Here is a 16053-nt window from a genome sequence, read left to right as displayed (position 1 = left end):
TTATCGAATGTAGCGAACGCGCTGTATAAAAAATGCGCAAATGAACCGTCAGAACAAAATAATTCCAGAAAGTTATAATTCAAAAATATATCTGTGAAAATCTTTCCATAACAAATAGTTATTCATGATTATCACCATAAACTCGCGTTATTATGCATTATTTCAGCTAAATGCGCCGTTCTGAAAGGGTTGCACTGAATACCCCGCAAATGGTACTGATTATGCGCGTTAAAAAACTCTATTAACCAACGCAACACAAATCATACCCTTTCAGTATGTATCCATTCCCGCCTGTACGAGGGGTCTGGCGCTCCATTGAGGAAGTCCGCTGTTATGAAAAGTTTTAAGTTCAGCCTGGCCTGGCAGATTCTGATTGCCATGATATTGGGCATTTTATTGGGGAGTTACCTCCACTATCACAGTGACAGCCGTGAATGGCTGATAGCTAACCTGCTGTCGCCCGCAGGCGATATCTTTATCCATCTGATTAAAATGATCGTCGTGCCGATTGTTATCTCTACGCTGATTGTCGGTATTGCCGGCGTGGGCGATGCGAAACAGCTGGGGCGTATCGGCGCCAAAACCATTATTTATTTTGAAGTGATCACCACCATTGCCATCATTCTGGGCATTACGCTGGCGAATGTGTTTCAGCCTGGCGCCGGTATCGATATGTCGCAGCTGGCGACGGTGGATATTTCGAAGTACCAGAGCACGACGGCAGAGGTGCAGAGCCACGCGCATGGCCTGATGGGGACGATTCTGTCGTTGGTGCCGACCAACATCGTGGCGTCGATGGCGAAAGGCGATATGCTGCCGATCATCTTCTTCTCGGTGCTGTTCGGGCTGGGGCTGTCCTCGCTGCCGGCTACCCATCGTGAGCCGCTGGTAACGGTGTTCCGTTCAATCTCTGAAACCATGTTTAAAGTGACCCACATGGTGATGCGCTATGCGCCGATCGGGGTATTTGCGCTGATTGCCGTGACCGTCGCCAACTTTGGCTTTGCCTCGCTGTGGCCGCTGGCGAAGCTGGTGCTGCTGGTTCACTTCGCGATCCTGTTCTTTGCGCTGGTGGTGCTGGGGATTGTCGCCCGGCTGTGCGGCTTAAGCGTCTGGATCCTGATCCGCATCCTGAAAGACGAGCTGATTCTGGCATACTCTACCGCCAGCTCCGAGAGCGTGCTGCCGCGTATCATTGAGAAAATGGAAGCCTACGGCGCGCCAGCGTCGATTACCAGCTTCGTGGTGCCGACTGGTTATTCGTTCAACCTTGACGGTTCGACGCTGTACCAGAGCATTGCGGCGATCTTTATCGCCCAACTGTACGGCATCGACCTGTCGCTGTGGCAGGAGATCGTGCTGGTGCTGACGCTGATGGTGACCTCGAAGGGGATTGCCGGCGTGCCGGGCGTTTCGTTTGTGGTGCTGCTGGCGACGCTGGGAAGCGTTGGTATTCCGCTGGAAGGTCTGGCGTTTATCGCTGGCGTCGACCGTATTCTCGACATGGCGCGTACTGCGCTGAACGTGGTGGGGAATGCGCTGGCGGTGCTGGTTATCGCCAAGTGGGAACACAAGTTCGACCGCAAGAAAGCGCTGGCCTACGAGCGTGAAGTGCTGGGCAAATTCGACAAAACCGCCCAGTGATGGTTGACGCGTTGAGTGCCTGATGGCGCTACGCTTATCAGGCCTGCATTCGCTTTGTAGGCCTGATAAGACGCGTGAGCGTCGCTATCAGGCGCTCAGCGTTTACCCGTTGGTTAGCTTCTCAAACTCTTCGCAGCCGGTATCGAATCCTTCGGTACAGCTCAGATTCAGCCAGTGCAGCGCCTTCTGTTTGTTCTTCTCAATAAAGCCCTCCTCGCCGTTGAGGAACATCATTCCCGCCCAGTATTCGGAATAGCCGGTACGGGATATCGCGGAGCTGCGTTTGAAGTACCAGGTCGCCTTATCGTCGTCTCCCGGAATGCCGACGCCGTTGGCGTAAATCAGCCCAAGCAGCATTTGCGCATCAACCGCCACGTCGCTCTCCAGGTTTTGCGACGCGTTTTGCAGCAGGGAAATGGCCCGCGGATAGTCCGGCTTACCGGCCTGAGTGTTCACCAGGATCCGCGCCAGCGTGATTTCGCCCGCTTTACTGCCCGCCTGCGCGGCTTTTTCCGCCAGCGTTTTTGCTTCGGGGTAATCCAGGCTGACCGGATTGGTGATTTTGATCTGCGCCAGCAGCGCGCAGGCGTCCGCATCGCCGTTACTGGCCGATTTCTGCGCCCAGTATTCGGCTTTGCTCAAATCGCCGAAGCTGAACCAGCTTTCGGCGAGGAAATACTGCGCGCGTTTGTCGCCTGCCTCTGCGGCCTGCAAGTACTGGCTCCCCGGCTCAGGATCGGCGGCATGGGTAAAGGCGGTAATAAATAGCGTTAACGCTATAAGTCGTTTCATTTTGTATAGTTGGGTAGGTAGGGAAGAAACAGTATAAAGAGATTGTATGGATAAAAAAACAGCCTCCGCGAAGGAGGCTGCGGACGAGTATGACCTTGCCGGACAGCGGCCAGGCCTGCACGAACCCACTCTGTAGATACTGTTATCGCCTGCAAGCTTTTTTATTTTCCGCCTTACCGGATTGCAGGCATACCAGTCACAGCGCCGTCAGGCGCTGTTTTTTCATCCCTTCCACCATATTTTACGCTGCTACCGGATTATGCCGGGACGCATCGAACGGCACGCCTGACTTCAGAACACCGTACGCCACCTGCGCCAGCTTGCGCATCATCGCACCGATTATCACTTTCCCTTTTTTACCGTTCCCTGCCAGACGGTCACGGAACGCTCTTCCCCATTCCGTTTTACTTACCGCCACCATCGCAGGCATATACAGCGCCCTGCGAAGCGACGCATGTCCGGCTTTACTCATCCGGCTGGCCCTGTTCACACTGCTGCCTGATTCATACCGCCGCGGCGTCAGACCCGCAAAAGCGGCGAACTGCCTGGCATGGGTGAAGCGCTCCTTCAGACCGGTATAAGCCAGTAATACCGCGGACGTTTTCTCCCCGATGCCCGGGATACTTTCCAGCAGCTTCCTGCGGTGCTTCATATCCGGGTCATCATCCGTCAGGTCCTTTATCTGCTTTTCGATGCGCTTAAGTTCGGCATGAAGCCACAGCAGATGGGCGTCTATACTCGGACGCTGCACCTCACGCGCTGTCTCCAGGCGGTTCAGCTCCTGCGTGTGCATGTCCGTCAGCGACTGATGGCGCAGCACCAGAGCCCGCAGGGCCCGTTCAACCGGATGCGGGGCTTCCCACGCCGGAGGGCGCTTCTGACGACAGAACTCTGCCAGCATACGGGCATCCACTGCATCGGTTTTGCTGCGCAGACCTTCACTCTGTGCAAAGGCTTTACCCAGGGCGGGGTTGATGACGGAGACGGTGTAACCGGCATCACTGAGATGAGCGGCAACGTCTTCCATATACGTACTGGTGGCTTCCATGCAGATATGTGCCGGTGCCACGCGATGACCGCTGAGCCAGCGGAGAAGTTCGTCGTGGCCCTTCGGGGTGTTGGCAAATTTTTTGCTGCGGTGACGGCCATCAGGCCGCAACACATCGACATCCAGCTTAGCTTTAGAGACATCGATACCGATAAAATGAAGTTCCTGTTCCATAGTGAGACCAGCCTTGTGAATGCGGATTACCGGGAAAACCGGTCCATGATACTGTCCGGTTTGTCACTTGTGGAGAACGGCGGTCCGCTGCATAAATCTACGTCACAGGTTATTAGCCTGAGGCCTGATACGGCATGCGGACCGCATGGCAGAGAGAACTGGCCGGTTCTCCCTGCACTGAAGGGATAATACAAGGCCTGATAAGATGCGTCAGCATCGCCATCAGGCATTTTGCATACAGCAGCCTGATGGCGCTACGCTTATCAGACCTACCAGGTGGGCCTGATAAGCATCACCCCATTGCGCTTTCGCGCAGACGGGTTTTCAACTTGTTATACTCGTCAATCACATACTGCTCGGCGGCTCGCTGATCGGCGATCGGCTCGACGCGCACGGCGCAATACTTATACTCCGGCGTTTTGGTAATCGGGCTCAGGTTCTCGGTTACCAGCTCGTTACAGGCGCCAATCCACCACTGGTAGGTCATGTAAATCGCCCCTTTGTTCGGGCGATCGCTGACCTGCGCGCGGGTAATGATCTTGCCTTTGCGCGAGTGAACCCAGACCAGCGCTTCGTCTTCAATCCCCAGACGCGCGGCGTCGGCGGTGTTGATCTGCGCATAGCCCGGCTCGTCCGCCAGCGCCGCCAGCGCCGCGCAGTTACCGGTCATCGAGCGGCAGGAGTAGTGGCCGACTTCGCGCACCGTCGACAGCACCAGCGGGTACTCTTCGGTCAGCTTGTCGATCGGCGCGACCCAGTCGCAGGTGAAGAACTGCGCGAGGCCGTTCGGGGTATCAAATTTCTCTTTAAAGAGATAAGAGGTGCCCTGATCGGCGTCTGAGGTATCGCGGCACGGCCACTGGATATAACCCAGTTCGCCCATCTTCTCGTAAGTGGCGCCGTAGAAATCCGGGCACAGATGACGCAACTCGTCCCAGATCTCCTGGGTGTTGTTGTAGTGCATCGGGTAGCCCATCCGGGTGGCGATCTCGCTGATGATTTGCCAGTCCGTTTTCAGATCCCACTTCGGCTCAACCGCTTTGAAGAAGCGCTGGAAGCCACGGTCAGCGGCGGTAAAGACCCCTTCATGCTCGCCCCACGACGTTGACGGTAAAATCACATCCGCCGCCGACGCGGTTTTGGTCATAAAGATGTCCTGCACGATGACCAGCTCCAGATCCTCAAACGCTTTACGCACCGCAGACAGCTCGGCATCGGTCTGTAGCGGATCTTCGCCCATGATGTACGCCGCGCGCACTTCGCCATGCGCCGCACGGTGCGGCAGCTCGCTGATGCGGTAGCCGGTATGGGCCGGCAGGCTTTCCACGCCCCAGGCTTTGGCGAATTTCTCGCGGTTTTCCGGGAACTTGACGTACTGGTAGCCCGGATAGGTATCCGGCAGCGCGCCCATGTCGCACGCGCCCTGTACGTTGTTCTGCCCACGCACCGGGTTGACGCCGACGCTCGGCTTGCCGAGGTTTCCGGTCAGCATCGCGAGGCTGGTCAGCGAACGCACGGTTTCCACGCCCTGGTAGAACTGGGTGACGCCCATGCCCCACAGGATCGACGCGCTTTTCGCGCCAGCGTACATCCGCGCCGCCTGACGAATGTCCTGCGCGCTGACGCCGGTAATATCCTCAACGGACTCCGGCGTGTAGCCTTCGACAATCTTGCGGTACTCTTCAAAGCCTTCCGTACGCGAAGCGACGAACGCCTGGTCGTACAGATTTTCTTCAATAATGACATGCCCCATTGCATTCAACAGCGCGATGTTCGAGCCGTTTCTCAATGCGATGTGCATATCGGCAATGCGCGCGGTTTCAATTTTGCGCGGATCGCAGACAATAATTTTCGCTCCGTTACGCTTCGCGTTAATCACGTGATTCGCCACGATTGGGTGGGAATCCGCCGGGTTGTACCCGAAGATAAACACGAGATCGGTGTTATCAATTTCGTTAATCGCATTACTCATTGCGCCGTTACCGACCGACTGGTGCAGACCTGCAACCGATGGGCCGTGTCAGACGCGAGCGCAGCAGTCAACGTTATTGGTACCAATAACGGCGCGCGCGAATTTTTGCATGATGTAGTTGGTTTCATTCCCGGTGCCACGCGACGAGCCGGTCGTCTGGATGGCGTCAGGGCCGTATTTCGCTTTAATGGCGCTCAGGCGCTCGGCGACATAATTCAGCGCTTCATCCCAGGAAACAGATTCCAGTTTGCCGCCGCGCTGGCGACGAATCATGGGGGTTTTCAGGCGCGGGGTCAGGATCTGGGTATCGTTAATAAAATCCCAGCCATAATAGCCCTTCAGACACAGGGTACCCTGGTTGGTTTTCCCCTGCGCCGCCTCAGCCCGGACGATTTTGCCGTTATCGACCACCAGGTTGATTTTGCAACCTGATGCGCAATACGGGCAAACCGTGACGACTTTTTTCATCGGTCTCGCTCCAGTTAATCAAATCGCGCATACACGCTTCTCGCCCTGAGTATGCATCTTTTATGCCACATTTTAATTGGGGGCTTTCCCTGATATTACGGGCAAAATTTGGTCAAAACCCTGACGAAAAACAGGCTGTCGACAGTTTTGACGTGACGAAAAGGCAATAAGCGACGATAACCGACGTTGCGGAGCATCAGCCAAAACGACTTCGCGCCAGCGTGGCGGCGCCTTGCGCGCCGTTAAAGTCGGAGGAGGAGGCGGCAAAAAAGCGCACAGCCTGAAACGGCAACGGACGGCGCAGATATGTTTGGGTGCGAGTAATCAATTTTTCGCGTGGGAAATCAGGCATATCAATTACTCCGCCGCCGAGAATGACCGCGTCTGGATCAAAAAGGTTGATTGCGGTGGCGATGGCGCGGGCGGCGTTTTCGAGCAGCGTTTCGATAAACGGCTCCCGTCCGGCGTGGCGGAATAAATCGCCCAGTGCATATTCGCGCGGCTGTTGTTCATACCAGCGTTTTAAGGCGAGTCCGGAGCAGATTGTTTCCAGACACCCGGGATTGCCGCAGGCGCACCGATGCGTCATATCGCCGAGGGGAATATGGCCCAGTTCCCCTGCCACACCGTGCGCGCCGGTCCAGGGGGCGCCGTTCATCCACACAGCGAACCCCATACCGGTGCCCAGATAGGCGGCCAGAACCTGCTGTTGCGTGAGATGGTGTTCCGTTACGTCCCAGGAAAGCTGTAGATTGACGTCGCGGGAAAACTCTACCGGGCAGCGCAGCGCATCTTCCAGTTTACCGGCAAGTCCTGCGAACTCTTCTGGCTGCAAAGGCAGATTAGGCGTCGAGATGATGGTGCGTTTATCTTTGCCAACCAGCGCCGGAAAGCCGATGATCAGGCCGGAGCATCGCGCCTGAAATCGCGCGAGCTGTTCGCCGAGCAGGGCGGCGATACCCGCAACCACACCGGGAGCGATGACCTCTGCGGTGCGCTGTTTTGCGCAGTGCAGGACCTCACCGGTATGTGTTTGCAGACAAAAACGGATATGGGTTGCTCCCATATCCACGCCAGCCACCACGTTACGCTGTTTTTGCATGGGGAAGCGCCTCGTTTTTCGCCGCCAGAATTTGCGCGGTCATGATATTCCATGCCTTATCAATGTCCGCGGCATGGTTAAACAACCCGGAGGTGCCGACGATAAAGACATCCGCTCCGGCCGCCATCAGTTGCTGGTAGGTTAGCTGGTTACAGGAGCCATCCACCTCGATCTCATATTGCCATCCTTCCCGCTCGCGCCAGCGTTTTAGTTCGGCAATTTTATCTAACATCTCCGGAATAAACGGTTGGCCTGCGAAGCCGGGATCGACGGTCATCACCGTAATTTTATCGGCTTTGTGAATGTAATACTTCATCGTCTCAACCGGCGTTTCTGGGTTGAGGATCAGACCGACCTTCATGCCGTGGCGGCGAATTTCATCAATCAGGCGGAAGGCCTGGCCGTTGATGGTTTCAGGGTGCAGGGTGATGAAATCGGCTCCGGCCTGAGCAAGCTGGCTAATGTAGTCCTGGGGACGGGTGACCATCAGGTGGCAGTCCAGCGGAATGCTTGCCAGTTTCTTAACCTGGCTGACGAAAAAGGGCGATAGCGTCAGGTTCGGCACGAAATGGCCATCCATAATATCGATGTGAAAATAGTCTGCATGGCTGTCGATAAATTCAATCTGTTCTTTAAACTTCAGCAGGTCCATACACATGAGAGAGGGAGAAATTTTCATTATGAATTCCTTACTTACTGATAAGACGGTCGAGGGCGACAGCCGCGATAATTAGTCCACCCATTACCACCAGCTGGTAATAGGTTTGAACCTGCAGAATATTCAGGCCGTTGTTAATGGTGCCGATGATCAGGCCGCCAATGACCACCGAGAAGATGCGTCCCTTACCGCCGAAGAAGCTGGTGCCGCCAATGATGGCGCTGGCGATGGCATAGGTTTCAAAGCCCATTCCGGCCAGCGGTTCCGCCGCGCCCAGCCTCGCGGTGGAGACGACGCCTGCCAGTCCTGCGCAAATGCCGGAGATAATAAACACCACCAGGATGTGAAATTTGACGTCAATCCCGGAGTAGAACGCCGAATTTTTATTACCGCCAAGCGCGTAGATATTGCGCCCGAGTCTGAGGCGGGTCGTCAGGAACCAGAGGATGAGCGCAATAAGCAGCGAGAAGATCACGGGAACAGGAATGCCGATTACGCTGGCGGCAAAGAAATTGACGAAATCGAACGAAAAGCCATATACCGAGTTGGCGTCAGAAATCACCAGCGTGATACCGCGAAAAATAGCGTTAGTGCCGAGAGTGATAATAAAAGGATGCAAACCGGTCCAGTTGACCAGGCAACCGTTAATCGCTCCCAGCACGCCGCCAACCAGCACGCCGCCAATAATTGCGGCAAAAAAAGGATCGACGCCCGCCAGCATCAGTTTAGCGGTTACCATCCCGGAAAGCGCCAGAATAGCCCCGACGGAGAGGTCAATGCCCGCCACCAGAATGGCGAAGAACTCCCCCATACCGATCAGCACCGTCACGGAGCTTTGCACAAAAATCTGCGTGATATTGTTGGTGGTCAGAAAATATTCGGGTGACAGTGAGCCGAAGATCGCGACGATAATACCGAGGATAAAAAAGGTGCCATATTTATCCCAGAACAGCGGGAAGTTGAACGGCTTTTTCTCGCGCAATTCGCCTTTTACTCTTGTGGTAATGCCCATACCATAATCTCCTCTTCGCTCATGTCATCACGGTTTGTCAGGATTTGCGTCAGTCGTCCTTCGCAGAACACGGCGATGCGGTCGCAGACGGCGATAATTTCAGGAAGTTCAGATGAAACCATCAGGATGACTTTTCCTTCGTCCGCCAGTTGGCGCATCACTTTATAAATTTCGGCTTTGGCGCCAATGTCGATTCCCCTGGTGGGTTCATCGAAAATGATTACTTCCGGATGACAGCACAGCCATTTAGAGATAAGGACTTTTTGCTGATTGCCGCCGGAAAGCTCCGTGATGTTCTGGTTAACCGAGTGGCACTTTAACGCCAGGAGTTCGCGCTGCGCTTCGGCGGTACGCAACTCTTCGCTTTCATCCAGTAGACCCATCGCGCCTTTGTAGCCGCCTGTTTTCAGGCTGCGGCTGATGGCCATATTCTGCGCGATCGAAAAATTGGGGAAAAATCCGTTATCCCGGCGGCTTTCGGTGATGTAAGCCATGCCTTTTTTCACCGCATCCAGAGGCGAGCGGGGAGAGATATCTTTGCCGTTCAGGAGAATTTCGCCACCGGCGCGTTTATCCACCCCAAACAGACAATCCATCAGTTCGGTGCGCCCGGAGCCGACCAGCCCGGCAAACCCTAAGATTTCTCCACGGCTGACGCTAAAGGAGATATCGCGAACCTTTTTCCTGTCGCGGCTGGTGACGTTTTTCACCTCAAACACCGTATCGCGATCGATGTTACCGGTGCTCTCCTTCATGGTGTTAAAGCGGTTTTGTAGCTCGCGGCCCACCATCAGCCGGACGATATCGTCGTTTGACACATCACTTACCATCCCGCTGCATACGCTGCTGCCGTCTTTCATGACCGTATAGCGGTCGCAAATGCGGCGAATCTCCGCCAGTTTGTGCGAGATATAGACAATGGCGGCACCCTCTTTGCGCAGCTGATTCATAATCAGGAATAAATAGTCCACCTCTTTATTGGTCAGTGAAGAGGTGGGTTCATCCATGATCAGCACTTTGGCGTCGAGCATCAGGGTTTTGGCGATTTCCAGCATCTGCTTGTGACTAATTGATAAATTCGCCACTTTTTCATCTAAATCGACCTTTAAACCGACGCGCAATAGCATCATCGCCGCCCGTATACGCATCTCTTTCCAGTCGATAACGTTGACGCCGCAGACTTTTTTTGTCAGATGGCGACCAATATATAAATTCTCCAGCACCGTTAATTCATCAATAACGCTGAGCTCCTGGTAAATAATACCGATGCCGAGCTGGGCTGCTAATTTATGATCCAGCTTGTCATAACTGATATTATTAAGAGTAATGGTGCCTTTGGTCGGTTCATATATCCCCGACAAGATTTTCATCAACGTTGATTTACCGGCGCCATTCTCCCCTAATAAGGCATGTATTTCGTGAGGGTAAATCGTTAAATCAACCGCTTTTAATGCGTGAACCGGGCCAAAGGATTTGCCGATCCCCGCCATTGAAATATATGGCGTGACCATAATTAACCTCTCTGCACCAGACTTCGTGTTAATGCCTGATGGCGCTGCGCTTACCAGGCCTACATCCAGGCGGTAGGCCCTCCGGCATAATGACAGACTTACTTCGTGACCAGAATGGAATCCACCAGCCTGAATTCCGGCGTTTTATCCAGTGGGATGACTTTGCCGGTTTTTGCAGCAGCGACCATCAGTTTAAGGCCGGTCGCGCCGATATCTGCCGGATTCTGGGCGATGGTTGCGGTCATTTGCCCTGCTTCAACCATTTTACGCGCCTCCGGAATACCGTCCGTGCCGACGACCAGTACTTTGCTGGTTTTCCCGGCGTTTGCCACCGCCTGGGCAACGCCCATCGCCATGGTGTCGTTGGCGCAATATATCGCTTTAATATTCGGGTTGCGTTGCAGCACGTTGGTCGCGACATCAAGGGCTTTAATACGGTCCCAGTCTGCGGGCTGGCTTGCCACTAATTTGATTTGGCTTGCTTTTTTAAAGGATTCGGTGGCGCCATTACGCCGCGCTTCGCCGGACGCGTTTCCCGCCTTACCTTCAATAATCGCCACTTCGCCGCCTTCCGCGCCCAATTTTTCGATAATAAACGCTGCTCCTTTTGCGCCTACCGCCACGTTGTCAGTGGTGACAAATCCTTCAACGTTCCCGCCCGCTTTTTTCAGGTTATCCATATCGATTTTTTCATCAAGATTGACCAGATAGATCCCTTTTTTCCAGGCTCTGGCGACGGGCATTACCAGGTTAACGGAGGAGAGCGGCGCAAAGGCGATGCCTTTGTAATTTTTATTGCTGAGATCTTCAAAGAGCTGTAGCTGCGACTGGAAATCGCCTTCTGAAGGCGAGGCAAAAATATCAACGCTGACACCGGATTTTTTTGCTTCGTCTTCTATTCCTTTTTTCATATCCACCCAGAATGGATTGGATAACGTTTTTAATACCACAGCGTAATCGGCGGCGGCAAAAGCGCTGCCGGATAATATCAGGCCAATAGCTGCGCCGCTGAAAAATTTCAGATATTTATTCATGATAATATTCTCAGTGTAGTTTTCAGAGGATTAATCCCGCAGATGCGGGATTAACAATTTATTTCAGCGCGCCGGGAGAAAAGAAATCAACAATCGCGCCGGTTTTTTGCATATTCACGGTTGCCTGTTCAATATTAAGCTGGGCGACAGAAACAAAAAATGCGTCCAGCAGGGTCAGTTGTAATATCCGCGCCGAAGCGTTTCTGCCTAATAACGGCGTATCCGGCGCGGGCGAGCAAATAATAAAATCAGCTAATTTTGCAATCGGTGAATGATAGCTATGGGTGATGCAAATAATTTTTGCGCCATTCTTTTTCGCCAGTTCAACCGCGGCTTTAACATCACTGGTACGTCCGGAATGGGTGACCACCAGAACCACATCGCCTTCTTTAAGTAATGATGCTGACATCATCATAATATGGGCGTCCGGGTAGGTCTGGCAGCGTACGCCAATGCGCAAAAATTTATGCTGCATGTCTGCGCAGATCGCGTTAGAACCCCCCGCGCCGTAGAGATCGCGCTGCCTGGCCTGCGCGAAGAAGCGTGCCGCCCGGTGAATCTCATCCACGTTGACGATCGACTGGCCTTCGATAATGGTGCGCAAGGTGATGTTAAATACTTTATTCACCACATCCTGCGGCGCTTCATCAAAGGAGAGTTCTGCCGGGAGAACCTGCTCCGACTGGGAAAAATAGTCTTCCAGCGCGCTGCGCAGGTTGCGAAAGCCGCTAAATCCCAGCAGCTTCGATACCTTAACAATCATGGCCTCAGATACTGCTAACGCCTCTGCGACATCTTTAATTGCCGGGGCATTGCTGAGATTACCGGGCTTTAGCAACCACTCCACGATCCGGCTTTCATTCCCGGTCATCCCCTCCTGCTTCATACGCAGGTATGGCGCAAGACCGATCCCGTTGGGCAGTTCTGAATCAAACTCTGACTGACTCATTACGTTCTCTTGTCCTTAAAATGTAGACGCCACTATATCACCACAGCGGAAGCAGAAAAGATGTCGGTAACTTCACAAAATCAGTAATTTTATAAAGTTTTTGGTTTCGTGAAACTTTAGCGATGCAGGAAGAGCCTTTTTTAAATAATCCAAAATAAAACAGTATGTTAAGTTTGTTTCGGAAAAGGCGGGCATCTTTTACTTCAGCCAGGCGGCAATTTTAAGCTATTGCTTTGTCTGATTCAGGTATGTAGAACAGACCAAAAGCGCCGGAATTGGCGTTTTATTGGCCTTGATGGTTGTTTAAATCACAAAAAAATTTAACTTGTGAAGTGAGGCGGGTGGATATGAAAAAAATAGCTTTTGGCTGTGACCATGTTGGATACATTCTTAAAGAGGATATCCTGGACCACCTTATGCAGCGCGGTATAGAGGTGATTGATAAAGGCGCCTGGTCCGGTGAACGCACCGATTACCCCTTATATGCCAGTAAGGTTGCGCAGGCGGTCGTCAAAGGAGAGGCCGACGGCGGGATTCTGATTTGCGGTACGGGAGTGGGCATTTCGATTACGGCGAATAAATTTGCGGGGATCCGCGCTGTCGTCTGTAGCGAGCCCTATTCGGCGCAGCTTTCCCGTCAGCATAATGATACCAACGTACTCGCTTTTGGTTCCCGGGTGGTTGGGCTGGAACTGGCGAAAATGATCGTTGACGCCTGGCTGAATGCGGAATTCGAAGGGGGGCGCCATCAACAACGGGTGGAGGCGATAGCTGCGGCTGAGCGGAGATGAATTGAGATTCCTCCGCTACAGCTGCCATTAACCATTTATTAACGTAGAGCCAGTCCATCTGTGAGGCTGACGCTATGAAACGCTATCCGACGCTCTTTTTATTCGGCTTCCTGTCGCTGACCGCGATTCCAGCGCAGGCCGATATTATTGATGACGCCATCGGCAACATTCAGCAGGCGATTAACGATGCTTATCAGCAGGATAACGGTCGCGATTATGACGATGAGCGTGACGACGGCTGGCGCAGCGAAGTGAGCGACGATCGCCGCCGACAGTATGATGACCGTCGCCGTCAGTTTGAGGACCGGCGTCGTCAACTGGACGAACGCCAGCGCCAGCTTGACCGCGAGCGCCGTCAGCTTGACGACGAAGAGCGCAGAATGGAAGAGGATTACGCGCGCTGACAGTATCCATCGTAGCCGCTTCCTGCTCATACTCAGGCGCGGACCGCCATGGCTTTTTAATTAAGAATCTGACAGAGTCTCCTCTGTTTACAGCGCTGGTACGCTATGCAATTATCTTTGCTACCTGTAGGGATGAGGTGGCATTGTTATGGATAATTTTCCGCAACGCGGGTATGCGTTGCTGCGTAATGTTGTTAAGCGAAAAACTCTCCTCGCGATATTGATTATTTTGTGCGGCGGCTACAGTTCATCTGTGTTTGCTAATAAAAATTCTCTTTCTCTGACCTGCAATACCCTTAGCCATGTTTATGCCAGTTATAAAACAGGTTTTTCCGACCTGGGTAAAAATGTTGAAGAGTTAGCTTCACTTTCATTTGAGAAACGGGTCGACATCTTTCAGGATTATTTCGTCAGGAAAGAGTTTGATGAGTATGACTGCGATGGCGGCCTGGATGAAGTCTACGATGGAATAGAGCAATCTCTGCAAAGCGCGACGCAATATGAAAGTGAAGACGAGGCGAAAGAAAGCGTACTCTACGCGCTTTCCTTGCCTGATGCCTGCCTCGCCTACAGAGAGGTTTACAGGCAGCGTATTTCCACAAAGCTGGCGGAGGTGGAACGTCTGCTTCCTGAGATGTTGTCTTTTATCGACGTTCTCATGGTTAAAATGAGATCTAACCAGACCCGTGCAACGTTAAACGAGTATTGTCATTTTGCCAGGAAAACCTGGGAACAGGATCCTGATATCACCAGAGAAGCCTATCGGGACAGTACGCGTATTTATAAACTTTCTCCCTTTTGTGAAAAACAATTCGCGAAGTTTGAAGACAGGGTATTCAACAAGTCAGGTCCCCGGGAAAAAGACAAGCGTCTTGATGGAATGGCGGTAACGATTTTACGCGGTATGCCGGTTTTCGATTTTACCGCGTCAGGTTTAATGGAAAGAAGAGCATGGCTGGCGTTACTGTATAAGGGCAGGGAAGAACAGATGGATCATGCCTGTCATTATCAACGTTTAATCCGCTAAATAGCCCGTCTTTCTGGCGGTGAATGTGCTGTATTTCTCTTAAACGGTGAGAACAGAGATGGCCATCAATAATAGTGAAAAGAGAACGTTGATACTTTACGTTGCTGTCGTGATACTCAGCGGATATGGGTTGCATGACTTTTCGCCCGTGGTATCGGGAACGCTGGTTGCCCTTATTACCGCGGCGCGGGGATTCCAGGTGATTAAATCAGGCATACCCGCCCGCATCATTTTTTGCCTGCTGTTGGGCTGTTCGGTGGCGTTAATTCACACTGGCTGGCAGCAATACGGCTGGGTGCCCGGTATTTTCATTATTTTCGCGGTCATGCTGTGCTTAACGTTCTGGGCGCCGGAGCAAAGTGAGCAGGAGGCCACTGCTGAGACGTTGATACCTGCAGAAAAGGAGCGGCGGGCGTGGCAAAAGCAGCCGGGTTTCACTCTTCGGCAACTGGACAGCCCTTATAGTTTCTTTTCGCCCGCCGGTACGCGCAGAAATGGCATTGTCGCGTATCGTCTCCCTGATATCGTGAATTATCCTTCAGCGAACGACCACGATTGTGACGCCTGGCGCTTTGCTTTTATTGAACGAAGCCTTGCTGTTCTTCCTGGCGGCGGCTACGTTACGCCTGTCATATCCGGTGATGTCAATACCGACCAGATATTTGACTGGGGAATATATGCCTTCAGGAAAGTAACGGGGAAACATTATGGTCTGCGCTATAAACATGCCTGCGTGGAGTTTCCAGCCGGTTGGCTGAACAGCATTGCCGTAGTAGAAAATACCTGTCGCGGCTCTGACTGGCACACGCTGCTTTTTTGCTCAGCGGGCAGTGCGGTGGAGCTTGATTTTTCCGGCACAAACATCAGCCCTGAAAAGCTCTATGCGTTTGCCGTTTTGCTGTCAGACGCATGGGGTGTGCGCCTGACGCTGCGATATGCGAACCACAACTGATCGCCCCCGGCAACATGACGGCAGGCGCAAGAAATCAGTTCTTTTTCACAAACTCGGATTTCAGCTTCATCGGGCCAAAGCCGTCGATTTTGCAATCGATGTTGTGGTCGCCTTCCACCAGACGGATATTTTTCACTTTGGTGCCGATCTTGAGCATGGAAGAGCTGCCTTTCACCTTCAGGTCTTTAACAACGGTCACGCTGTCGCCATCGGCCAGCAGGTTGCCGTTGGCATCTTTCACAATCAGTTCGTCGCTCTCCTGCGCTGGATCCGCATCGTTCCATTCGTGCGCGCACTCCGGACAGATGTACATGCCGTTATCTTCGTAGGTGTATTCAGAATTGCATTGTGGGCAGACAGGTAATGACATGGTGTGTTCCTCAAACGTCAGCAGGGCCAAAAGCCCAAAAAATATGGCAGATTGCCGAAAAAGGCGGCAATTATACACAAAATCCCCAATGTTGTCGGGTCTACTGGCGTTTAAAAATTGGATGACGAAATCAGACGAGACGAAA

Annotated in this window: 15 protein-coding genes; 5 read left to right on the top strand and 10 right to left on the bottom strand. The window is 52.9% G+C overall.

All coding sequences use genetic code 11. From position 1 onward, the window contains the following. Positions 1-333 precede the first annotated feature (333 nt). Positions 334-1644, top strand: coding sequence for a glutamate/aspartate:proton symporter GltP (gene gltP / locus K7R23_RS09215; RefSeq protein ID WP_012907522.1), 1311 nt, complete (start codon positions 334-336; stop codon positions 1642-1644). A gap of 102 nt (positions 1645-1746) precedes the next feature. Here gltP and yjcO read toward each other — a convergent pair whose 3' ends face one another. From yjcO to K7R23_RS09170, 9 genes are all read right to left on the bottom strand, one after another. After that, on the bottom strand, positions 1747-2436 hold the full coding sequence (gene yjcO / locus K7R23_RS09210) for a Sel1 family TPR-like repeat protein YjcO (RefSeq protein WP_012907523.1): 690 nt from the start codon (positions 2434-2436) through the stop codon (positions 1747-1749). Positions 2437-2677: 241 nt separating this feature from the next. Then, positions 2678-3658: an IS110-like element ISCro4 family transposase gene (locus tag K7R23_RS09205; RefSeq protein ID WP_012904434.1), complete on the bottom strand. Its 981-nt coding sequence runs from the start codon at positions 3656-3658 to the stop codon at positions 2678-2680. Between the two features lie 292 nt (positions 3659-3950). Next, on the bottom strand, positions 3951-6098 hold the full coding sequence (fdhF, locus tag K7R23_RS09200) for a formate dehydrogenase subunit alpha (protein ID WP_081442325.1): 2148 nt from the start codon (positions 6096-6098) through the stop codon (positions 3951-3953). Positions 6099-6294: 196 nt separating this feature from the next. Further along, a complete protein-coding gene (gene alsK, locus K7R23_RS09195) occupies positions 6295-7200 on the bottom strand; it encodes an allose kinase (RefSeq protein ID WP_012907525.1) in 906 nt (301 codons plus the stop codon). After that, positions 7184-7879 (bottom strand): D-allulose 6-phosphate 3-epimerase, encoded by a 696-nt coding sequence (gene alsE, locus K7R23_RS09190; RefSeq protein WP_012907526.1) that lies wholly within the window; start codon positions 7877-7879, stop codon positions 7184-7186. The genes alsK and alsE overlap by 17 nt, the downstream gene beginning before the upstream one ends. 10 nt (positions 7880-7889) lie before the next feature. Beyond that, entirely contained in the window at positions 7890-8870 is a 981-nt protein-coding gene (alsC, locus tag K7R23_RS09185; protein WP_012907527.1) for a D-allose ABC transporter permease, read from the bottom strand. After that, entirely contained in the window at positions 8849-10381 is a 1533-nt protein-coding gene (alsA, locus tag K7R23_RS09180; protein ID WP_012907528.1) for a D-allose ABC transporter ATP-binding protein AlsA, read from the bottom strand. Before alsA ends, alsC begins: the two co-directional genes overlap by 22 nt. Positions 10382-10479: 98 nt before the next feature. Next, the gene (alsB, locus tag K7R23_RS09175) at positions 10480-11415 is read right to left on the bottom strand and encodes a D-allose transporter substrate-binding protein (protein ID WP_012907529.1); all 936 of its coding nucleotides are present in this window, start codon (positions 11413-11415) and stop codon (positions 10480-10482) included. Between the two features lie 58 nt (positions 11416-11473). Further along, the gene (locus K7R23_RS09170; protein ID WP_012907530.1) at positions 11474-12364 is read right to left on the bottom strand and encodes a MurR/RpiR family transcriptional regulator; all 891 of its coding nucleotides are present in this window, start codon (positions 12362-12364) and stop codon (positions 11474-11476) included. Positions 12365-12711: 347 nt separating this feature from the next. Between K7R23_RS09170 and rpiB the strand changes: the two genes are divergently transcribed. From rpiB to K7R23_RS09150, 4 genes are all read left to right on the top strand, one after another. Then, positions 12712-13155, top strand: coding sequence for a bifunctional allose-6-phosphate isomerase/ribose-5-phosphate isomerase RpiB (gene rpiB / locus K7R23_RS09165; RefSeq protein WP_012907531.1), 444 nt, complete (start codon positions 12712-12714; stop codon positions 13153-13155). A 74-nt stretch (positions 13156-13229) separates the two neighbouring features. After that, on the top strand, positions 13230-13559 hold the full coding sequence (gene yjdP, locus K7R23_RS09160) for a DDRRRQL repeat protein YjdP (RefSeq protein WP_012907532.1): 330 nt from the start codon (positions 13230-13232) through the stop codon (positions 13557-13559). A 148-nt stretch (positions 13560-13707) separates the two neighbouring features. Then, the gene (locus K7R23_RS09155; protein ID WP_012907533.1) at positions 13708-14586 is read left to right on the top strand and encodes a hypothetical protein; all 879 of its coding nucleotides are present in this window, start codon (positions 13708-13710) and stop codon (positions 14584-14586) included. Positions 14587-14644: 58 nt separating this feature from the next. Further along, positions 14645-15538, top strand: coding sequence for a hypothetical protein (locus tag K7R23_RS09150; RefSeq protein ID WP_012907534.1), 894 nt, complete (start codon positions 14645-14647; stop codon positions 15536-15538). A gap of 34 nt (positions 15539-15572) precedes the next feature. Here K7R23_RS09150 and K7R23_RS09145 read toward each other — a convergent pair whose 3' ends face one another. Beyond that, positions 15573-15908: a zinc ribbon domain-containing protein YjdM gene (locus K7R23_RS09145; RefSeq protein ID WP_024132924.1), complete on the bottom strand. Its 336-nt coding sequence runs from the start codon at positions 15906-15908 to the stop codon at positions 15573-15575. Between the last annotated feature and the right edge of the window lie 145 nt (positions 15909-16053).

The organism is Citrobacter rodentium NBRC 105723 = DSM 16636 (assembly GCF_021278985.1).
GTDB lineage: Bacteria > Pseudomonadota > Gammaproteobacteria > Enterobacterales > Enterobacteriaceae > Citrobacter_A > Citrobacter_A rodentium.
The sequence above is the reverse complement of the archived record's forward strand: the minus strand, read 5'-3'. Positions and strand labels throughout refer to the sequence as shown.